Below are 21971 nucleotides of genomic sequence, written 5' to 3'. Positions count from 1 at the left end.
ATCATTTGACTTTATTTACCGTTGTGCTCTTATAAAACTTATTTGATTAGAACTATGCGAGTTCCCCTTTATGCCCCTTGATCACGCGCAGTCTTGGGAACTTCCCTTCCTTTTTAAAAAGAGAAAACATCGCGAAATTGAAAACTCCAAGGAATAGAGATAATACCGCATGTTGAAATCCATGTGAATACAACGCTAAGAATCCGCTTACAAAACAATAAATGCTAACGACCAGATAAAAATACATAAGAAGCTTTCCCACTTCTCATTCCCCCACTTTTTCGTTTGTAATTTCATATTAACAGAATTTACGAAAAAATGTCACATAATGTTCACAAATAGTTCAATAACTTTTCACATTTAAATATTTTAATCAGTTTCAACTTCGGTATACACAATAATAAAGTCGTTTTTAAAACAGCGAGATATAACAAAGCCTTCAAAAAATAGTTTCCATTGAGTGCTTTAATTGATATTGTTTTTGTTTATGTATATAATTTACATATAAACAACATAAATTAAAAAAGAGTTCCGGCTGCAACCGGAACTCTCATGTACAGCAAGCTGCTTGAAGTGCAGCGGCCGGTTTAAAATAGAAATAACCTATTCCAACATTGGCGTGCAGGATAGGTTATTTCTTTTTGTTTGAAGAAATACCAATGGCAATTACAGCAACGATCAAAGTCGCGAAACTCACAACCAAATTCATTGCTTCATAAGTTACCAACAGCATCACCCCCTTTCTATACCGAAATGGAGGTGACCTCTGCCCACCCTGCAATTTGCTGTACGAGCAAATTATACCATATTTTAACTCTTCATCCTAACATGCAAAAGGACTCAAATTATTATCAATTGAACAACGGATCAAGCCCTTTCCCTAATTTGGAGGGCTTTTTCTCTTGTGAAAGTCCTAATTGATATAATTCCTCATGAAATTATAAGTCATCTAAAAATAGGTATACAAAGCAATGGAATCCATTGCTTTTTTGCTTCTACGGTGATTTTTAGGCAATTAATTAAAAGACGGTTTCACAAGTGAACAATTGCCGATTTCCGCTTGCAATCTCGGTTCATAATAACTAAGCTTCGTGAGGAAATAACAAGTTTCAGGAAAATGATGCTCCAAAAAGCGAAGGTCCGTTTTGTTCATCAGTTTATCCGATTTAAATTTGTTCACCATGCCGATAATAAAGCGATTCATTTCGAGTGTTGTGCTTCCCACGTCATAGACGAATTCTCTTTGTCGTGCAAATCCGGGTTCTTTTACGCGTAAATAGCCTTTTATGTGGTGGTTCTGGACAATAAATAGCTGGTATTTGCTAATGTAAGCTTCAGCCTGCCTTTTTGCAACGACCTCAATTGGATCTAACATATTCTCGAATAGCACCGCATGGCCTAACTGATCCTCAAGCCAAAGATCCAACAATTCTGGCAGAGGGAGAGGTACTGGGTCTTTCCCCTCTGCCAACTGGCTTAATATCCTCAAATATTCAGCGTTTTCAATCTGGGTACCATTAAAATAAGTGGGAGATAAATTCAGATTAACATTGTTATCAATTCTCAATGCCTGTAAATGGCCTTCAAAATCAAGATACCCTTTCGCAACAGGCCATACCTTGCCAGCAAATTCAATCATTTGCCTGTCATTATACTGTGCAGTCCGGGGGATAGACTTCAATGCTGTTAACAGCTCTCCGTATAAATGAATGTACTGCTGTGCCATATTTACATACTGCACCTCTGATGGTGATAAATGATCTCTAACGAAAAATGCATGATCCTGAAGCATTTCCAGCCAAAATAAATGTTCATCCCATAGAGAAATCATCTCATTCTCCCTCCTTCTCCTCCTAATAAATACGGTCAGAAGCAAGAAGAAATGAATTATTTGCTAAATATTTTTCTAATAGGCCAACAAATAAATTTAATTATCATTTGCACTCATCTTTTGCCTCATTTAAGCAATAATAAAAAAATCTAGCACGAAATTATTTCATTCCTCTAAAGGGTGTTGCGTAATGAAGAAGACGAAAGTATTCTTACTGCTGCTAACTATATTGCCGTGGCTTTCCTTCCCTCTTCTGGGCAAAAGGACTATAAAAAAATTTCTTCCTGGTGCCATATTCATGGGCATCTATGTAACATTGGAAGGAATGATAGCTGAGAAGAGAAAATGGTGGTGGTGGCCCTTTAACGTTAAACCTAATGTATTAGGTGAACTCCCATTAATTTGGGGACCCTTCTTCGTTGGCTCATTTTGGATCCTGAAATATACTTATAAAAAATTCAACCTGTATGTATTAGTCAATCTCCTAGTTGACTCTTTTTTTACCATCTTTATGCTTGAATTATTTAAAAAAGTCGGTTACGGCTATCTGGTTAGAATCAACAAATTACAATTGTCGATTATCTTTTTAATAAAATCATTTATGATGTATGGGTTCCAGGTTTTTTACGATAAGGTTATTCGAGGAGAAGGATGATCATCCATTTCCAACACTTTGCAAGATGAAATTGTTCATAAATGAGTACATTAAAAATACACCATGATGGAAGCGAGTTGAAATAGATATGTCTAAACAAGGCAGACAAAATAATAATCAAACAAGAGAGAGAATCGAGAAGCAGGATAAAAGGAACGATATTGAGCTAGGTGCAGAATTCGAGGTAGGAAACTCCAAATCTCAAAGCCAGAAGAAAAGTGGGAAGCAAGTGAACAAAAAGTAGTAAATATAAAAAGCTTGAGGCTTTACCCTCAAGCTTTTGTACTTTCATTAATAGAACTATTCAGCCAGGACTTTGACCGCGTCTGCTGTTACAAATTGGTCAAAGAACTCGAGAATCGTACGGTTGACAAGAATTTCATTCGACTTTTTCGAGAAACCGTGCCCTTCGTCATCCAGGACAAGATATTTTACATCTCTCCCTTTATCCTGCAGCGCCTTTACGATTTGGTCGGATTCCTGCTTCACAACCCTTGGATCGTTAGCTCCCTGGATGATCAACATTGGCTTTGTCATTGTATCTAGGTACGTGATTGGTGAGTACTCCGTGAGCTTGTCGAAATCCTTTACTGGATCGCCAACCCATTGATTAATGACTGGTTTCCAGTGCTCTGGTACTGATTCGATAAACGAGAAGAGATTGGATGGACCGAAAACGTCAACCACTGCCTTGAAGTACTCTGGATGGCGCCCATGTAATAATAAAGCCATATAACCGCCAAAGCTGCCGCCCATCAATAAAGTTTTGTTTCGGTCTGCAAGCCCTTTTTCGTAGAGGTATTCAAGGCCTGCAATATTATCCAGGCGAGGTCCCTCTCCCCAATTTCCTTCAACCATTTTTGTAAAAGCTAGACCATATCCAGTTGAACCGCGGTAATTTGGCGCGAAAATCGTATAACCTCGATTAACGAGAAATTGGAACATTGCACGGAAATTATTACGCTCTGCAGCCTGCGGTCCACCGTGCGGCCATAGAATAACGTGACCATTATCTACCTCTTCTTCAGGCTTGAAGAATAGAGCCTCAATAGGAAGGCCGTCATAGGATGCATAAGTCAGAACTTCAGGTTGTGCAAGCTCAGCTTCTTTTACTCCTGGGACTGCCAGATTGGTCAACTGCTTCCATTCATGATTGCTCGCTTTGTTTTGAAAAATATTATAAGGCTTTGTAGCTGAACCGGCTAAAAGATATACATTGCCGCTCTTCGCAACTGTTACACCCTGGACGACAGTGGCAGGCAAACCCACTTTATTATTTTGGCCAGTTTCTAAATCATATCGATACAAATAATCATTTACACCTTTTGAAGCTAACAAATAAAGTGATTGTGAATTTTTATCAAATCGAACCGTTTCAAGTTCTTCTTTTTCAATAGCAAGTACCTTTGTAAAATCCAAGGAATCCAGATTGAATTTCGCCAGATACGAAAAGTCCTCGCCAAAGGTAGTGATAAAGAAATAGTCTCTCTCGACAAATACACCATCGCCAACTGTGAACTGTTCATCTGTTTCTGGTGTAAGTGAGTAGGATTGTCCATCCTGAAGTACGTAGCCAGGCGCATATGTATTTGCAAATTGTTTAACATACACAAAGCTGCTTTCATCTTCATTAAAATTCACTAAAAAGCTGGCTGCCTCGGACCCCTCCAACACTATTCTTTCTTCACCTGTTTCAAGGTCAAATTGATATATATTTAGATACATTTCATTACCTTTAGTGGAAGTATAATAAAGTCTGCTTCCGTCTTTAGATAAAATTGGATTCATATGGCGTTCTCCATCAGCTACCCGGAGGGCCATCAGCTCTCCACCAGCAGGAGGAAGTGCATATAACTGAGCATTTTCATCACCATCATGATCAAATCCCACAACCATAAACCTTCCATCTTGGGAATACCTCAATGCATGACAGCTCTGATCAACAAATGTGAGAGGGTATGGATATTGATTTGGCAAATCCATTGCCCATAGATTATATTTTCCAGTAAGATTGGTGCTGAAAACGACTTGTTTTTCGTCTGGACTTACTGTAAAAGCTTGAATATTGAATGTGCGATAAAAATTCTCGATATCCGGTTTATTAAAATTCACCAAAAAACCCACCCCAATTTTCTAATTATTTTACATTTAACTATACTGACAACTTATCCGAAAAATTCTGAAATGTCTAGTAAATATATCCGCTAGAGACAAAAAAAGGATGAAATCATTGTTATGATTCCATCCCCTAAATGTAGGTTATTAAATTAAAAGTTTTCAAAAAATGTCTTAATGACGTCCGCGCCGCCAATGAAGGTTCCAAATGAAGCCCCAATGTTTGAAAGTACCACAATCAGGAGGATACGGCTTACCTTGTTGCGCCAGAATCCTTTTACACTAAAAACATCTTCTGATAAGGTTTCGAAGTCCTTGACGCTCGGACGACGAACATAGGCTTGGGCAAGACCAGCAAACCAGCCAGCTGCCAGCAATGGATGCAGTGCAGTGAACGGTGCGGCCACAAACGCAGTAAGGATCGTTAATGGATGACCCATCGCAATGATTGTTCCAAGTGCTGATAGTGAGCCAGTCCAAAGAATCCAGCTTATTGATTGATCAAGTCCTGCATTTGGATTTGCAAAAAAGGTAATCACAATAAGTGCGACAATCATGATTGGAAGAGCCCAGCCAATGATTTTCGGCCACTTAGACTTAGGCGGAATAGCATTTAATTGCGCTAAATTCTGCTCTTTTTTGATTTCTTCTTTAATTCCTGGTACGTGTGCTGCTCCAAGAACAGCGACAACTTTTTCACCAGGGGCATCCTTGATCTTTTGGGCAAGATACTGGTCGCGCTCATCAATTAAAGGCTTCTTTAACTTCGGGAAGCTTTCAGTGAATTCATTGAGCATGGCATTGATGGTATCCTGCTCCTTCATCTTCTCCAATTCTTCCTCGGAAATACTGTCATGGCTAAAAATACTTGTGATGATTTGAGTGAGCAGCATCGACTTTCCTCTCAGACCGAGATTACCCCAAATCCTTGAAAAAGTAATCTGGATATTCCGATCAGCAAGCACTAAATTCGCGCCAACTTCTTTAGCGGACTCAATTCCCTGGATCATTTCCTGTCCAGCTTTGATTCCAAGTTCCTTAGCCATACGGTTTTGGAAAGAAGAAATTGCAAGATTCATTAACAGCAATGACGCTCTCTTTTGCTTGATTACCTGGATTATGTCCATTTCCTTCCACTTGGCACCTTCAGTGATTGTTTGATACCTTTGTTCATCCAGCTCTACACAAACGGAATCAGGCATTTCGGCTTCAATTACTTCCTTTACTTGCTCCGCACTGTGCTTTGATACGTGTGCCGTGCCAATCAGTATGTATTCTTTTCCATCTAAATTAATTCTCGTTATGTTATCCTCGACCATAGATACCTTCCTTTAAATAGACCAGCTGCTTGCCTCTGGCAAACGATAATGGACAGTCCAAAATATAAAATGAGCAATGATTCTGTTTATTTTTCCATTATAACATGAACCGCTGATCTATTTACCAACAAAACAAAAAACTGCACAAGAGTCATAAATGCGACTCCTAGTGCAGCTTTTCTGTTCTTTACTTGTCATTTACTTTGAATAAGTTGTTTTCAGCTTAGTTGATTTTCGGTTATCCATCATTTTTTTCACAACAGGATACAAAACTGGTCCCCATTTGATTGCCATTCTGATTAGTTTATTCATGAGCCTTACCTCCTCATTTGTTACTGTATATATACCCTGGCTATATGTAAGACAATCCTGCTTTTTTTTGGAAAGCTCGTTTTTAGGGTTAAAAAATGAAGGACCCCCATTCAAAAAAGAATAGGGGTCAAATAAATGGTTTATTTTGCTGGAGAAAGTTCACTTTCAGTTACCCATTGGTGGTTGGTTACTTTTTCAGAACCGTCAGTAGGAGTAAAATCAACCATATATACTGTCGTTTCTTCTGCTGTATCGATTACAGCTTTTGCACCCTTCATGCCTTCCATATGCTCTGTGTTAATGATTGCCTCATCACCAGCTTTTAATGGCATATTCCCAGCATCCTTAAGCTCTTCATGGATGACCCACTTATGATCTTCTATCCTTGGACCGCCGTTTGTCGGGTCATATGACAGTGAATAAACAACCGTGTCATAGGCACCAACAATTGTTGCTTCAGCCCCATCCATGCCCGGCATATGGTCTTCAGTAATAATCGCTTTGCTGCCAACTTTATAAGTAGGGTTTTGTTCTTCCTTAACACCCTCTGGAATCTCCCCAGAACCTGAATGCTCCATATTGGCATGGCTGCTATGATCGCCACTGCTCTCCTTGCCAGCGTTTTCGCCTTGATCCCCCGAACAAGCCGATAAAAAAAGCGCAGTTGAAACGGAAATCATCAACATTGATAATTTGCTATAAAATTTCATAAACAATCTCTCCTCTTTAGGTGATAATTCATTTATAACAGGAAATTGTGCAGAAAATATCGAGCAGCTATCGAGAAGATGGTTATTAAAACAACATGCAATTAAAAACTGCTGTTTCTTCCAGTTTTTTCTTTTCTGACTAACCAAAAGGCTTTATTGGTGTCTTCTTTTTCAATTATTTAGTTAATCAAGTGGTCCTATTGGTGACCTATTTTTCCAATTGTTCACTTTTTAAGTCATCAAGGAACCTTATTGGTGCCCTAATTTTCCGGTTTTTTACTTTTTAAGTCATCAAGGAGCCTTATTGGTGACCTGTTTTCCCAATTTTTCACTTTTTATGTCTTCAAGGAGCCTTATTGGTGACCTCTTTTTCTAATTTTTCTTCTTTCAGGTTGCCAAGGGGCCTTATTGGTATCCGTTTATAAAACTATTTAAAAAACAATCATTTCGAAAAGAGTCTAATAAATACATTGTTAAAAATAGTATGCGTACAAAAGAACTCTCTTCTTCCAAGGAGAGTTCCTAAACGATGATCACTATTTTCCTTCACGAATCTCCATGATGCTTTTCCCGCCTGCAAATGCATGGATAGTGTTTATGTTACCCAGTGTCTTGAATCCATAGCGGCTATATACCTTTTCGACCTGGTGGCTGATCGGGAACACCCATAAGTGGCTGAATCCTCTATCGTGGACCTCCTGCTGGATATAGCGTATCAATTTGCCAATCAGGCCCTTTCCCCGATACTCTTCTAATGTGGCAACACTTTCAAGCCTCGCCTGGTCACCCTCATGAAAAATACATGCAGTCGAACAAGAGACTCCCTTATACCTAAGCAGAAAGTGAGTAAATCCAGGATGCTTTTTTTCTTCCTTTAATGCCTCTTCCCTAATCGCACCGCCGAATTCTTTGATTGTAATTTCAATATCGATTGCTTCTCGAAGATTCTTATCTGTTACTTCTTCGACTGAAAAATCTTCACCTAATGGAGTAACTGAGAGATTGTTGTCCCATAGCTGCACTAGTCCTCCCAGCTCCTCACTACGAAACCCTGCACGATGTAACTTTTTAAGTAAAGCTGCATTGTCCTCTTGATTATAATTATAAAACCTCGGAATGATATTCTTCTCTTTATAAAAATTACTTACTTCCTGTACTACCCCTGCTGGATCATCAACCGCCTTACTAATCTGAGCATGGTTCGCATCATAGTAATTAGGCTGTCTTTCATTGAAAAATATGGTGCCCCATGTCTTGTCCATTCTATTGGTAAAAGTACCTATATACGCTCGATCTAATTCAAGTACCTTATTTAATAATTCGATTTTCATTCCCCCTCTTTCCTCAATTTCACAATAAAAGTACAACAATGTTTATTCGGCTCCAAACCTTGATGTCAGGCCCGCTCTATATATATCAATAAATCATCCATTTATTTAAAAGAACTATTAATATCCTGTTCCAATTCATCATTTAAAGGTTTCTTGTTATCAAATTTCTTGATTGAAAAATAAGTAAACACAGTAAGCGAAATAACCGTCCAGAGCAAGGTGGTTTTCGGGTTAATATTGTCTATCACAAATAAGGATGGAAGTTCTCCGAATACAGAGTCATCCATTGTTAGAAACCAGCCAATAAACATATTGTTTGCTGCATGAGCACCAATTGTTAGTTCAGCACTATTCGTTCTTGCGGTAATGTAGCACCATAAAATACCTGAAAGGACATAATCACTGCCAACAAAGAAGGCAGAATAGTTCATTTCCGGATTTGAAAAATGGAGTGCACCAAAAATGCCTCCAACAATAATCGATAAAACCAATGGATTTGACACTTTTCGGCCAAACCATTGCATCAAATACCCTCTGAAAAAGACCTCTTCGGCTGTTGTTTGGATAGGTGTTAAAATTAATACAAATAAAAACAACGTAAGAAAATCCTGAATCTGAATGTTATTAAATGAATAATCTTTCGGATTTAATAGTGCATCAATAATTGTCGTCCCAGTGAGAATGCAAAAAAATAGACCAAAGCCCCAAAATATCCTTTTCCAATTAATCTTTTCGTTTGGTGTAATAAGTGTTTTAAGTTTTCGTTTATGAATGAGTCTTATAAATAAGGCCATTCCTACCATCCAAAATACATAGGTCAAATTTGAAAAAACAAAATCATATACAGGTTTTACATTTACCCCTACCATTTCCTTGAAATCAAAATAGGTTTGATCATTACCATCTTTCTCCGCAAAAATAATTAGCGCAAGAAAATAAATTATGGAACCAAAAACCATCGAAAACATAAAAAGGAAAAAGGAGGAAATGTACCTTTTCCAATTATTTATCCCCTGCTTCATTTTAATAAAATTTTCTTCCAAATCTTTTACCCCCTAAAGTCAACAAGCAAAATACTAGAAAATTATACCATATGCATATTTTTTTACCATTCCTTTTTACCTAGTTAAAATATTAAAAAAGGAATTGCTTATGCAATCCCAATCCATTGAAGAATTTTAATTCAGCTCTTCCACTAATTTCTTTTCCATAATCCATAGGGGTTTTTCCCGATAGCTGATTTCCTTTACCTTATGAAAACCATTCCTCTCCCAAAATTTCATTCCAGTGGTATTAGCGGTAAAGCACCCTAACCTAACTTCTTTAATATTTCTGCTTCTCATTAATTCTTCATATATAGCGAGTGCTTTGCCGGCAAAGGATTTTTGAGTCCAATCATTGTGAATGATCAGTAGCCCGAGCCATGGCTTTTTATCGCGCGGATTTTCCATAATAAAGTCAATAATTCCAATGAAGGCATCATCTACTTTTAGCAGGTATCGCTCCTTATCAAGCTCCTCTTCTTCTTCATGCTCCTCCAGTAAATCCTCGTCGGCTAAAAACCTCTTACCATCCGCAAGCAGGTTATAATCCGGATGCGAATTCATGATTTCCATTTCAATTGAGATCATTTCTTTATTGCTTTTATAAAATTCCAATTTAAAAGCACCTCTTCTATTAAATGATTTATCTATTGGGTTATTATTTCTTTTTAATCAAGCCTATTCCCTTTTTCATGCACAAAAAAAATCCAGGCATGCCTGGATTGCATTTCATTTGAATTTACTTTTTGGAGCTTGTCTTCAATTAACGAAGACTCATTTGGGGTGTGAATACAAATTCGACGAATCAATTCGGATAAAGAATTGCCAATCTGATCGGCAAGCAGTAATTCCATCTCAGATAGAACTATTAAAACGCCCAATCAGGCAATGAATGTACTTTCCGATCTTCGCGGCAATTTTCACAAACATGGAGCGTGACTGCTTGAATCATTTCTTCATTCTTGTCTTCAAAATCCTCTTTTGTTCCGCAAACCTCACATAGTCTCATAACATCACCTCGTCAGTCACTTATTAGATTGAAACCTACTTCCTTTACAACCTGTTCAAAATCTTCGGAAGACGCCATCCGCTCATCGTACTTGATGGAAACGGTCTTATGCTGCGCACTTGTTTCGGCTTGGGAAATCCCCCAGACGTGGAGCAATGCCTGGGTGATTTTATCAGCTTCTTCCTTTGTTTCAAGATTACTTATGTGAAAAACTTGTTCCCTCATTCGCTGCACCATCCTTACTTATGGTCTTCTCTATTCTTAAGGAAGGCTTCACCCATTCCCTCGAGAAAATCAACCATTGTCGTCATTGCAGCCCGTATTTCAGGACTGCGAAGCCTGATTCTCATTTTCCAGATACTTTGTTTCTTGCCCTTTTCACCTGTCTTGGACATCCGTTTTAGCCCAAGCGTCACTCCCTGCAAAAGTGTTTCTAGCTGGGAAGGCTGCATGGCGCCGAGGAATTTGAACAAGCCGAATCCACTTTTAATAATATTATGGACGGCAGGCTGATTGACCTGCTGCATCGCAATCACACCTACGTCATTCCGCTGCTTCAGCAAGGACCCAGCTGTCTCGAAAACTTTCACTTCATGAAGCTCTTTTGTCAGTTCAATGAAGGAAAGGACAGCATCCTTGTTGTCGGCCAGCGCTTTAAGGATTTCATCAATGCCCTTGTCCTGCTCTTCTTTCGGATTAGGAACACCCCTGCTAATTTGCCTGATCGGTTTCGCCATAATGCCCCTCCTTCAAATCGTCAATCTCGGAAATTGGGATATAATCAGAACGCAGCCACTTTTCCTCGACCTTCACACTGATTTGGGGAATCCTTTTCCCATATCGGTGATTATGCTTAGGAAGTGGTGGTTCACCCGTACTTTCAAGCACTTCCATTTTTACACTCATTTCCTTATAAGCAGGTGTATGGGTAACAATATCGTGATAGCTACTAGTCAGTCTATTGACTGCTTCGTTGTCTTCAGCTGAGTTCATCGGCAGGTACAATTCCTTGCCCTTCACCCTGTCAGTCACAATAACGCGAACTTCCACATGGCCGTATGGGGAAGTCAATCCAACAAGTGCACCATCTTCGAGATTACGTTCTGCCGCAAGCTCTGGAGAAATTTCCAGCCACACATCAGGCACCTTATGCATTAGCCCTTCCGTCTTATGTGTCATATTTCCTTCGTGGAAATGCTCGAGCAATCGGCCGTTGTTCAAATGCAAATCAAATTCTCCTCCTGGATCAAACGGAATCGTCCATTCAACCGGGAACAGCCTCGCCTTTCCATCCGGGAAGCCGAACTTATCTTTATATAGCAGTGGAGTGTCCGTTCCATCCGCTTTTACAGGCCATACAAGCGATTCCCATTCTTCCAGCCGTTCATAGCTTACACCAGCAAACATTGTCGCGAGCTTTGCTGCCTCATCCATAATTTCAGATGGATGCTGATAATTCCAGTTTGCACCCATACGATTCGCAAGCTCCTGGAAAATCATCCAGTCAGGCTTGGAATCACCCATCGGTTCGAATACCTTATAAAACCTCTGGATCCGCCTTTCTGTGTTTGTAAAGGTCCCGTCCTTCTCAAGGCTAGGCGCTGCCGGTAAAATCACATCCGCAAATTGAGCGGTTTTACTGAAGAAGATATCCTGGACAACGAAGAAGTCCAGTTTTTCAAAAGTCGAATGAACATAGTTCGAGTTAGCATCAACAATGGCCATATCTTCGCCAAACAGGTAAAGTGCTTTCAGCTTGCCTTTATTCACTGCCTCAACCATGTGGTGATTGTCATAGCCAGGATTGTCCGGCAGCGTTACTCCCCATGCTTTTTCATACTTTGCCCTGACAGCCTCATCCTGTACAGGTTCATAGCCAGGCATCCATGTCGGCAGAGTTCCGAAATCGCATGCCCCCTGAACATTGTTATGACCGCGCAACGGATAAGCACCAGTACCGGTTCGACCGTAATTTCCCGTAACCAAAAGCAGGTTTGAAATGGCTGTGCTTGTATCAGATGCGCCCATATGCTGGGTAACACCCATCGCCCACAGCATGCAGACCGATTTTGCTTCCTTGATCATTTCTGCGAGACGAAGTAGCTGCTTCATGCTAAGACCTGTTTTTTCTACTGCATAATCTAAAGTGAACTTTTCCAATGAAGCTTTGAATTCCTCTACTCCATTCACTCTTTCAGCAAGGAATGCTGCGTCCTCCCAGCCTTGATCAAAAAAGTATTTGGCAATCGCGTTGAGTAAGATGATATCTGTACCTGGCTTAGGATGGAGATGGAGATCGGCGCGTTGGGCTAGTTCGTTTTCCCTTAAATCAACCACAACAAGCTTTTGGCCAAAGAGTTTATGGGAACGCTTGATACGTGTTGCCAGCACCGGATGGGACTCAGCTGGATTCGCACCAATAACGATGACCAGCTCTGATGCGATAATATCGTCCATCGTTCCTGAATCACCGCCAAGTCCAACCGTCCTCATTAATCCGGTTGTAGCTGGTGACTGACAGTAGCGAGAGCAGTTATCTACATTGTTTGTGCCCATAATTCCGCGTGCAAACTTCTGAAATAAGAAATTCTCCTCATTGGAGCATTTGGACGATGCGATATAGCCAATCGAGTCAGGACCAAATTCTTCTTTTATGCCAGACAACTTTTCTGCGATCAGCGAAAGTGCTTCGTCCCATGTTGCTTCTACGAATTCATCGCCTTTACGGATAAGCGGCTTCGTCAGACGTTCCTCGCTGTTAACGAAATCCCAGCCCCATTTTCCTTTTACGCAGGTCGAAATGCCGTTCACCGGCGCTTCGGTCTTCGTCTGGATTTTCAGGATTTCTCGATCCTTCGTCCATACCTCGAAGCTGCAGCCAACACCGCAATACGTACATACGGTCTTTGTCCGTTTGATCCTTGCCTTCCTCATCGCTGCTTCCACTTCAGATACGGCAAAAATTTCGCGGTAGCCCGGTTCCACTTCTTTTGTCATATCAATCATTGGAGCGAGGATGTTAGGAGCGATTCCAGTCAGGAAGCCGGCGTTTCCTAGCATTGATTTTTCCATTAAAGCATTACATGGACAAACATTTACGCAATGGCCGCAGGAAACACAAGAAGATTGATCGATTGGCACATCATTGTCCCAAATAACACGAGGTACTTCACGGCTCCAGTCAATGGTCAGTGTTTCATTTACCTGCAAATCCTGGCATGCCTCTACACAGCGGCCGCACAAAATACATTGGTCAGGCTCATAACGGTAAAATGGATGAGAATTATCTGCTGGATAGGGCTTTGCCTCAAATGGATACTTCTGATGTGCAAGCCCCATATCTTCAACCGTATTATGAATCGTGCAATTACCATTGTTATTGTCACAAACCGTACAATACAGCTCATGGTTCTTCAGGATTCGCGACATAGCTTCATATTGTGCAGACTTTACCTGTTCGGACATTGTATCAATCTTCATGCCAGGCTCTGCCTTTAACGTACATGACCTTGCCAACTGTCCATCGACCATGACATAACAGGTATCACATGTCTGGATAGTTCCAAGATCGGGATGATAGCAAACGCCGGGGATAAAAACATCCTCTGCTCTTGCTACCTCAAGTACCTTCTGTCCTTCAACGGCTTGATATTCCTTGCCATTGATATTTACCGTAAAACGTGTGTCACTCATTCCCATGCCTCCTCATTCCTACTTTACTGATGCCCTGTCTTCTCAAACCTGCTTTACCGCTGCCTTGTCTCCTTTTTACTTCTTTGCTGGTGCCTTGCTCCATCGTTCCCCGGTAAGCAATCCAGTAAATTAATGAAACAAAAACACTGCCGCCAATCGCATTCCCGATAAATACAGGAATGAAGTTCCCGATGAAATCCTGCCAGCTGTAGTAGCCCGAGAATATGGCTGCGGGAATCACGAACATATTGGCGACTACGTGCTGGAAACCGATCGCTACGAAGGCCATAATCGGGAACCAGATTCCGAGAATCTTTCCGCCAATATCCTCTGCGCCATACGCCAGCCAAACAGCTAATCCGACAAGCCAATTGCAGCCAATCGCTGAAACAAGTGAGGCTAAAAATCCTTCCTCCAATTTCCCCCCGGCAATCGCAACAGTTTTTTCAAGATATGGGCCATGTGAAGTTAACTCGGCTAAATGCCCAAAAAAGTAAGCGACGAACAATGCTCCTACAAAGTTGAATACAGTGATCCAAAACCAATTCTTTATAAGCCTTCCAATTGAAATCTTTTTTGAAAAGAATGCCATTGATACCGCCATCATGTTACCGGTTAGCAGTTCACCACCGGCTATAATGATAAGAATAAGTCCTACCGGGAAAACAGCAGCCCCTATCAGCGAACTTAATGTTCCCCACTCCTTTGGGAGATCTGCGATAACACGGATATCAAGCAAGTATCCCAGGGATATAAAGGCACCTCCGAGAAATCCCAGCACTAAAACACTTGCAAATGGCAGATTTGCCTTTTTTTGTCCATGATCAGCCGCCATTTGGGCAATCTTATATGGCGCATGAAAACCCACACATATCAACTCCTTCAAATTCCCTAATAATATTTACAATACTGGGAAAATTATTTAGCATAATCGCGATAAATTTTCACGAAGAAAAAGGTGAGGAGATTATTATGGATAAAAACCTGTTATTTCAGCGCGTTCAAACAATGATTCAATCATCAACAAAGCGGCCAAAGTACATGACAGTTTCTACTGTAAAAGTTGCTGACATATTCGGAGTCAAGCCGGAAGAAGTGGAAATGGGATTGGAAGAATTAGTTGCCGAGGGTTATTTAAAACAGTCAAAACTGGATAGTCCGCCGTATCATGATATTTTTTTACTGCCTTAAAAGGTGAAAAAGCACATTCCCGAATGAGAATGTGCTTCACTTAATTCATCTTATTCTGTCAGCCCTTGAGAAGATAGACCTCCTGATTTTTGTAGGACCTTCAACCCTGAGCCAATATCTGAGGCAAGCACATAGTTTCGGTCTACGAATACTCCCCAGATATTCGATTTGCTAGGGATATACATGCCTGTTTGTTTTGGAGCGGATGGGTCAGTAATATCAACAGTCCTGACACCACCTGAGTAATGCGATAGATATAATGTGTTACCATGCACCTTCGGATCATGGACAGTCGCTCCGTTAGGAATGGTTTCTGTAAAATCGGTTCTAAAGGAGCTTAATAGCTTTGGTTTTGATTTATCTTTAATATCATAAATCATCGTATATCCGTAAGCTGATTCGAACCCTTCTCTTGTAGGACCGAATATTTCCCTTGTTTCAACAAGGACCGTTCCGCCTTTTGCAAGATCCATGGAATGTGCTGCCCCTTGAACATTATTAGCAAAATCGGTTCTTCCAAGATATACTGGATTTTTCGCATCGCTGATATCAAGCATGATGGTTCCAAGATCCCAGTATGAAAGGAAAGCGGTTTTTCCAGTTTCATCTGTTTTTACACTGTGCGCGAATGCGACACGCTTTACGCCTTCTTCATCGGTCCAATTGTAGCCGTCATAATTCTCATCGCTTACTTCAGAGATGTAATCACGGGGATTAAATTCATAGACAGTAGCTGGAGCATCAGGATTGGATACATCCACAATAGACACATCCATTTTCTCGCCATGAGAGTAATAGTCTGCATAGCAGTCAGCCGTCAGTACATAAACATTGTCACCCTGAACGGTTAAATACAGCTCATGTGTACCCCTTGCTCCTGACGACGAGGATTCCCAAAAACCAAGCTTTTTAGGCTCGCGGGGATTTGTAACATCATACAGAACAAATCCGCCCTGAGCATTTGGATCCTTTTGATCCATTTTCTGAACACTTACAGCCGCCAAATCTCCTTTAAAGTGTTTAGTATTTACGGATTTGACGATTACTTTTTCCTGCCAGGTGCCCTGGATATCAGCAAAGGCTGCAACCTCTACAGGGTTGGAAGGGTCCTTCATATCAAAAACGCGGACTCCGCCACCTCCGCCATTTGCTCGATGTGTGCCTAAATAGGCAAACCCTTTATGGGCGTATACATCTCCTGTTGAGTTTTTAATCCCTTCACGGATCTCTTTCAATGGTACAGCGGCTACTTCCTGGAGGTTTCCTGTGTTCTTACTGCCTTCAATCAATGGAACTGCCAATTCCACACCAGCTAAATTATCGCCTTTTTCAACTCCTCCACCAATCTCATCATGTGCAAAAACAGATGTTCCTCCTGCGGAAAATACCAATGCACCTGCCAATGCGGTATTGACTAAAATTTTCTTTTTCAAATGTATTCCTCCCTTTTCCAAGAAATAATATAACCACTTATGTAGTAGTCCTAAACCACACTATTTTTCATTGAAAAATAATTCGAGTTCTGAAATAGTGTGATTTAAATATAATTAATTTTCAGTTATTTTTATATAACCTAGATTTCCTAATGTTTCTACATAATCGGACAAGCGTTTTTCCGACCCTTTTAACCAGAAAAGTTGGGAAAATCTAGTTTTACACTACAATGGACTTGTTTATCCCCTGTGTCTTTTGGTCTTTTATGGGAATTTAATAAAAAAAGTACATTCTTTTGGGAATGTACTTTCGCCTGGAAAGGAAATCAATAGACTGGTTTTAAAAGACTGTTCATTGAGAGGTTTTTGACCTGAATGGTCATGACAGCCTCTATAAAGACCATTCATTTTGTTATTTTCCCCTGAAAGGTCATGAGGCCCCTTATAAAGACCATTCGTCTAGAGATTTTTGATCTGAGTGGTCATGAGAGCCTTTGTAAAGACCATTCGTTCAGAGATTTTTCCCCTGAATGGTCATGAGAGGCCTTATAACGACCATTCGTTCAGAGATTTTTGAACTGAATGGTCATGAGAGGCCTTATAACGACCATTCGTTCAGAGATTTTTGAACTGAGTGGTCATGAGAGGCCTTATAAAGACCATTCATCGAGAGATTTTTGAACTGAGTTGTCATGTGAGCGCTTATAAAGACCATTCGTCGAGAGATTTTCCCCCTGAATGGTCTTAAGAGCTTTTATAAATATAATGACTCAACTAAATAAAAAGGCTGTCGACAACCTGAGGCGCACAACAAATGTAATTGTGCGCCTTTAATCTTGCAAATAAAGCATTGCAATTTTGAATTTTACTAGCCCTAATTTAACAATTACAGATCATTAATACATTGCCATCTAAATCCTGAAAATTAAAATAAGCAAAATCACCAATTTGCTCTATTTCTTTTACCACCTTAATATCGTTTTTCTTAATGAAATCATAGGCTTCATGAATATCTGCAACAAAGAAATTAAATAACACGTGTGCAGATGGATGTAATTTAAAATCCTTCTCAAATGAATGGTCATCGAGCGTTAGTCCTGTTTCAGCTGTTACTGGGATATTATATACAGGAGATTCAACTTGATCCGAATCAAATGGGAGTCCAAGCAGATTACCGTACCATTCTGCAGATTTTTTTAAGTCACTTACTTGGATAAATACATTGTTTACCTTGCAGGAAATTGGAGAACTAATAGAATTCAACCTCATCACCTCTTTATATAATAATCTATATATACAACAAAGCTGCGTGAATTACCTTTATATCCAGAAAAATGTAAAAAGGAGGACCAATAACGTCCTCCCCAATTATAGTTCTTTTTGAACAACTATTATTGATTCAAATAAGCCCAAGCATACTGTGCATAAAGCTCGGCTCCGGTAGCCAGCGCATCCTCATCAATGTCAAACTTGCCGTGGTGGTGGGCCCATTCAGTATCTTTATCAGGATTTCCACTTCCCACGAGTGCGAAGCTCCCAGGTACTTCATCCAGATAAAAGCTGAAATCCTCTCCGCCCATTGTTGGTTTTTCATTAAAGATAACGTCCTCACCAAATGCCTCAGTAGCAACCTTCTGTACTAGCATCGCACTAGCTTCATCATTGATGACTGCCTGTGTGCCATGGATATATTTAACAGAGGCGGTCGCTCCATAAATGGCTGCAACCTGTTCAGCATAATGCTGAAGCTGGGCTTCAATATGGTCGCGTGTCGCAGGATCAAAGCAGCGAACAGTTCCTTCAATCACTGCGTTTTCAGCGATGACATTGAATCTTGTCCCAACGACCATTTTACCAACTGTGAGGACTGCTCCCTTTTGTGGATCAATGGTTCTTGAAACAACTGTTTGGACGTTCATCACAAAGGAGGAAGCAACAATTGCCGCATCAATACATGCTTGCGGCATCGCGCCATGGCCCCCTTTACCCTTGAATGTTACCTTGAATAAATCGGCTGATGCAAAGGATGGTCCAGGTGTACAAGAAACTTTATGAGTTGGCATCTGCGACCAAATATGTATGCCGAAAACATTGTCGACTCCATCCACAGCACCTTGTTTCACCAGAGCCTTCGCGCCTTCTGCGACTTCTTCGGCCGGCTGGAAGAGTAAGCGAACATTTCCTGGGAGCTCATCTTTTATTTCATTTAATGCTTTTGCCGCAACCAGCAGCATCGCTGTATGGGCGTCATGGCCGCAGGCATGCATTTTACCTTCCTCCTGGGAGGCGTATGGCAATTCTTTGTTCAGCTGTTCAACGGATAGAGCATCCATGTCTCCCCGCAGCGCAACAGTTTTCCCAGGCTTACCACCTTTAATTTCAGCGATCACCCCTGTTGGCTCTGTTCTTCTATATTCAATTCCCAAGTTTCCTAGATAGTCGCATACAAATTCAGTAGTCTTATATTCTTCCCAGGAAAGCTCCGGCTCGCTGTGGAACTTCCTTCTTAGTTCAGTTAGTTCATCCTTATATTCTACGAATGCTTCCTTTAATTTTTGATTAATCATCATTCTGCCTCCGTTAAGCTCTTGGCTGTTTCGTAAAAAATTCGCACCGCTTTGGCGATATCCTCTGAATCGGACCATTCCTCAGGACAATGGCTAAGACCATTTTTGCTGGGAATGAAAAGCATCCCGACATCTGTGTAATCGGATAAGACCATTGCATCGTGCCCTGCACCGCTGTTGATTGAACAATATGGAATTTGTAGTTCTTCGCTCTTATCTTTTAAAAGCGAACGGATTCCCTCATTTAATTCTTTCGGCTGAATGTAAAGCAGCTCCTCAACGGATGTCCTAATTCCATTTTCGTTAAAAGAAGTAATAAGCGACTTCGTTTTTTCAATTACATTCAATACGTTAGCTTCTTTCCCTGAACGGATGTCCACGGAGAACACTACTTTGTCTGGAATGACATTTGCTCCGTTTGGAAAGACATTAAGACGGCCGACGGTTACAACTGTACCCTCACCTTCTTCAAGCGCAAGTCCTGGCAGCTGTCCAACAATCTTTGCCGCTGTAACCAGGGCATCAGCCCGCCGGTCCATCGGTGTGGTCCCGGCATGACCAGCCTGTCCTTCCACCGTAACCTCCAGTTGGGTCAAGCCAACAATAGCTTCCACAACACCTATAGGAATCTTATTTTCTTCTAATATAGGACCTTGTTCAATATGGAGCTCAAGAAAAGCCTTCATCGTTTTAGGGTCACGGCGCCTCTCAAGAGTAGGATCTAACCCGATTTTTATCATCGCATCCACAGTAGTTATCCCGTCCTTATCCGTCAGGCCTCTGAAATCTTCATCACTGAGAAGACCAACCATTCCTCTCGAACCCATCAGCCCGCCGCCGAATCTAGAACCCTCTTCCTCAACAAGCGCTACAACTTCAAGGGGATATTTAGGTATTAGGTTGTTTTTTTCAAAAAGCGCCGCCACCTCAAGAGCTGCAACAAAACCAGCAGGTCCGTCATACGCACCACCATTCGGAACCGAGTCAAAATGAGAGCCCACCATGACAGACGGTGCATCCTGTAAAGTCCCTTCAAGCTTTCCAAATATATTCCCAAAACCATCCTCCCTGACCTTCAGTCCATATTCCTTCATCTTTTCTTTAATATAATTACGGGTCTGAAGATCTTCCGGGCTATAAGTAAGGCGTGTAGTTCCTTTTCCAGGTGTGGCTGTAAAATTACTAATTTTCTCTATATGGTCCTCAATTCGCTGCTTTAGTAGAGTCATGATGATTCCTCCCTATTCTTACAAGAATCCAACAAAGATCCCTGCCAATATGACCGATACGATTGTAACCGTTACAAACCCGCCGACGAGCATAGGCGGCAACATATGGCTTGTCAGTGCTTCACGTTCTTTTTCATCATCAGTCAATGATTTGATGACCTCATTGGTGATAATGTAGTCAGCCGGGAATCCGTAAAGTGCAGTCAATGACACGGCAAAAGCCATTTCTTTGCTGACCTTTAACAATTTTCCTGCAATGAAGGAGAAGATGTACATCCCGAGTACACCCAAGATAATCGTACCGATCAGAGGAACAATGATTTCTAGAAGCATGCCTGGCGTTGCCTGCTTTAAGCCATCAAAGATAAACAGCATCAATACTAAAATCGCGATCCCAAAACCGTTCGCCTTTTGCAATGCCTGTTTCTCCAGGAAACCGACGCTAGTTGCAATGACACCAAATAACAAGCAGAGAACAAACGGGCTAACAGTTACGATTGGAGCCAATAGTGTTGAAACCTGGTAGGCAAGAAAGGCAACTAGTGAAAGCCGGAAAAATTTAAAGAAGTCTGTATTGTATTTCTGCGGCAAATTTTTAAAAAGCTTAAGTTCGACAGGTGGTGCCGTTTCAACAGCAGCAGCCACTTCAGCATGCACTCCAGTTGATCCCCCTTCACGGTATTGCTTTAAAAGCCTTTTTCCTTCCTTCTTTAATACAAGCGAAGTCAATGGATAACCAGCAAATCCCTGCATGACATAAATAACGATTGCGAACACTGAAAGTGAAGCAAGTCCAGCTTCCTTTGCACCTTCAGACATGATTAAGGCGGATACGACACCACCGACTAATGGAGGAATAGCCACCACCATTGTTTGAAAGTCGAAAACAAGTGTACCAACGCTCAACAGAACGGCAATAATTCCTAAAATACCTGACAATGCAATAACGATAGTTTTCCATTGATTTTTTAATTCCTTAAGGGAAAGCAAGGTTCCCATATTGGTGATCAATAAATACATCATCATAACCGCGACGGCAGATGGCACACCCGCCAATGCTACGATTTCCTTCGGGAAGAACGTCCAGTACCCAATCAGGAACAAGACAGCCGAGATGAACATAGACGGAATCCATGCCTTCGTTCGAACTGCAACAAAATCTCCTACTAATAAAATAAACACAACAATAACCAAAGCTAACATCTGTGACATATGAATCCCCCCATATTCTAGTTGACTTATATCTTTCGTCTTACGAAAAAAAGTTATTAGGAGAATAATAATATAGTTAAATAATTCAGTCAATTTTAATTTTTGGAATTTTCAGATGAAAACGTTTACTTCTTGAACTTCCTACTAAATACCTAAAAAAATATTATTTGTTAGTAATAATTTTAAACTCGAAAAAAAATAGACCATCGTTTTTAGATGGTCTCAGGCTGTAGACAAACTCAGAAAATCAAGTTTGTCTACAGCTTTTTTTATTTAGTTGATTTATAAACCAAGTCTTTTGATTTCCGTTCCAGGCGCTTC

Annotated in this window: 22 protein-coding genes; 3 read left to right on the top strand and 19 right to left on the bottom strand. The window is 40.7% G+C overall.

Annotation, left to right across the window (positions count from 1 at the left end):
* Positions 1 to 52 precede the first annotated feature (52 nt).
* From V7654_RS11675 to V7654_RS11665, 3 genes are all read right to left on the bottom strand, one after another.
* Positions 53 to 262 (bottom strand): hypothetical protein, encoded by a 210-nt coding sequence (locus V7654_RS11675; protein WP_335430506.1) that lies wholly within the window; start codon positions 260 to 262, stop codon positions 53 to 55.
* A 369-nt stretch (positions 263 to 631) separates the two neighbouring features.
* Positions 632 to 727 carry a putative holin-like toxin gene (locus V7654_RS11670; RefSeq protein ID WP_229365770.1) on the bottom strand — a complete coding sequence of 32 codons (96 nt, stop codon included), beginning with the start codon at positions 725 to 727 and terminating at the stop codon, positions 632 to 634.
* Positions 728 to 1015: 288 nt separating this feature from the next.
* Positions 1016 to 1831 carry a DUF2935 domain-containing protein gene (locus V7654_RS11665; RefSeq protein ID WP_335430505.1) on the bottom strand — a complete coding sequence of 272 codons (816 nt, stop codon included), beginning with the start codon at positions 1829 to 1831 and terminating at the stop codon, positions 1016 to 1018.
* Between the two features lie 190 nt (positions 1832 to 2021).
* Between V7654_RS11665 and V7654_RS11660 the strand changes: the two genes are divergently transcribed.
* Both V7654_RS11660 and V7654_RS11655 read left to right on the top strand, forming a co-directional pair.
* On the top strand, positions 2022 to 2486 hold the full coding sequence (locus V7654_RS11660; RefSeq protein ID WP_335430504.1) for a hypothetical protein: 465 nt from the start codon (positions 2022 to 2024) through the stop codon (positions 2484 to 2486).
* Positions 2487 to 2574: 88 nt separating this feature from the next.
* Entirely contained in the window at positions 2575 to 2730 is a 156-nt protein-coding gene (locus tag V7654_RS11655) for a hypothetical protein (RefSeq protein WP_335430503.1), read from the top strand.
* A gap of 56 nt (positions 2731 to 2786) precedes the next feature.
* On the opposite strand, the gene V7654_RS11650 is transcribed toward V7654_RS11655, so the two are convergent.
* The 11 genes from V7654_RS11650 to V7654_RS11600 all read right to left on the bottom strand — a co-directional run bounded on the left by V7654_RS11650 (position 2787) and on the right by V7654_RS11600 (position 14886).
* Complete coding sequence (locus V7654_RS11650; RefSeq protein ID WP_335430502.1) at positions 2787 to 4601, bottom strand: S9 family peptidase; 1815 nt, start codon at positions 4599 to 4601, stop codon at positions 2787 to 2789.
* A gap of 152 nt (positions 4602 to 4753) precedes the next feature.
* Entirely contained in the window at positions 4754 to 5920 is a 1167-nt protein-coding gene (locus V7654_RS11645; protein ID WP_335430501.1) for a TraB/GumN family protein, read from the bottom strand.
* A gap of 452 nt (positions 5921 to 6372) precedes the next feature.
* On the bottom strand, positions 6373 to 6942 hold the full coding sequence (locus tag V7654_RS11640) for a YdhK family protein (RefSeq protein WP_335430500.1): 570 nt from the start codon (positions 6940 to 6942) through the stop codon (positions 6373 to 6375).
* A gap of 536 nt (positions 6943 to 7478) precedes the next feature.
* The gene (locus tag V7654_RS11635) at positions 7479 to 8273 is read right to left on the bottom strand and encodes a GNAT family N-acetyltransferase (protein ID WP_335430499.1); all 795 of its coding nucleotides are present in this window, start codon (positions 8271 to 8273) and stop codon (positions 7479 to 7481) included.
* 101 nt (positions 8274 to 8374) lie between these two features.
* Positions 8375 to 9232, bottom strand: a complete 858-nt coding sequence (locus tag V7654_RS11630) for a CPBP family intramembrane glutamic endopeptidase (protein ID WP_335430498.1) — start codon at positions 9230 to 9232, stop codon at positions 8375 to 8377.
* Between the two features lie 219 nt (positions 9233 to 9451).
* Positions 9452 to 9931, bottom strand: coding sequence for a GNAT family N-acetyltransferase (locus V7654_RS11625; RefSeq protein WP_335430497.1), 480 nt, complete (start codon positions 9929 to 9931; stop codon positions 9452 to 9454).
* Between the two features lie 253 nt (positions 9932 to 10184).
* Positions 10185 to 10325: a hypothetical protein gene (locus V7654_RS11620; protein WP_335430496.1), complete on the bottom strand. Its 141-nt coding sequence runs from the start codon at positions 10323 to 10325 to the stop codon at positions 10185 to 10187.
* A gap of 12 nt (positions 10326 to 10337) precedes the next feature.
* A complete protein-coding gene (locus V7654_RS11615) occupies positions 10338 to 10550 on the bottom strand; it encodes a heavy-metal-associated domain-containing protein (protein WP_335430495.1) in 213 nt (70 codons plus the stop codon).
* Positions 10551 to 10564: 14 nt separating this feature from the next.
* A complete protein-coding gene (locus V7654_RS11610) occupies positions 10565 to 11062 on the bottom strand; it encodes a DUF1641 domain-containing protein (protein ID WP_335430494.1) in 498 nt (165 codons plus the stop codon).
* Complete coding sequence (gene fdhF / locus V7654_RS11605) at positions 11037 to 14024, bottom strand: formate dehydrogenase subunit alpha (protein ID WP_438825288.1); 2988 nt, start codon at positions 14022 to 14024, stop codon at positions 11037 to 11039. Before fdhF ends, V7654_RS11610 begins: the two co-directional genes overlap by 26 nt.
* On the bottom strand, positions 14011 to 14886 hold the full coding sequence (locus V7654_RS11600; protein ID WP_335430492.1) for a formate/nitrite transporter family protein: 876 nt from the start codon (positions 14884 to 14886) through the stop codon (positions 14011 to 14013). Before V7654_RS11600 ends, fdhF begins: the two co-directional genes overlap by 14 nt.
* A 104-nt stretch (positions 14887 to 14990) precedes the next feature.
* On the opposite strand from V7654_RS11600, the gene V7654_RS11595 reads away from it, so the two are divergent.
* Positions 14991 to 15209, top strand: coding sequence for a hypothetical protein (locus V7654_RS11595; RefSeq protein WP_335430491.1), 219 nt, complete (start codon positions 14991 to 14993; stop codon positions 15207 to 15209).
* 50 nt (positions 15210 to 15259) lie between these two features.
* On the opposite strand, the gene V7654_RS11590 is transcribed toward V7654_RS11595, so the two are convergent.
* From V7654_RS11590 to V7654_RS11570, 5 genes are all read right to left on the bottom strand, one after another.
* Positions 15260 to 16642 carry an LVIVD repeat-containing protein gene (locus V7654_RS11590; RefSeq protein WP_335430490.1) on the bottom strand — a complete coding sequence of 461 codons (1383 nt, stop codon included), beginning with the start codon at positions 16640 to 16642 and terminating at the stop codon, positions 15260 to 15262.
* 879 nt (positions 16643 to 17521) lie between these two features.
* The gene (locus tag V7654_RS11585; RefSeq protein WP_335430489.1) at positions 17522 to 17911 is read right to left on the bottom strand and encodes a VOC family protein; all 390 of its coding nucleotides are present in this window, start codon (positions 17909 to 17911) and stop codon (positions 17522 to 17524) included.
* Between the two features lie 122 nt (positions 17912 to 18033).
* Positions 18034 to 19209, bottom strand: coding sequence for a M20 family metallopeptidase (locus V7654_RS11580; protein ID WP_335430488.1), 1176 nt, complete (start codon positions 19207 to 19209; stop codon positions 18034 to 18036).
* Entirely contained in the window at positions 19209 to 20438 is a 1230-nt protein-coding gene (locus tag V7654_RS11575; RefSeq protein ID WP_335430487.1) for a Zn-dependent hydrolase, read from the bottom strand. Before V7654_RS11575 ends, V7654_RS11580 begins: the two co-directional genes overlap by 1 nt.
* Positions 20439 to 20456: 18 nt before the next feature.
* Positions 20457 to 21650, bottom strand: a complete 1194-nt coding sequence (locus V7654_RS11570; protein WP_335430486.1) for a hypothetical protein — start codon at positions 21648 to 21650, stop codon at positions 20457 to 20459.
* Positions 21651 to 21971 lie beyond the last annotated feature (321 nt).

Source organism: Bacillus sp. JJ1609 (assembly GCF_036967045.1).
Taxonomy (GTDB): domain Bacteria; phylum Bacillota; class Bacilli; order Bacillales; family Cytobacillaceae; genus Mesobacillus.
The sequence above is the reverse complement of the archived record's forward strand: the minus strand, read 5'-3'. Positions and strand labels throughout refer to the sequence as shown.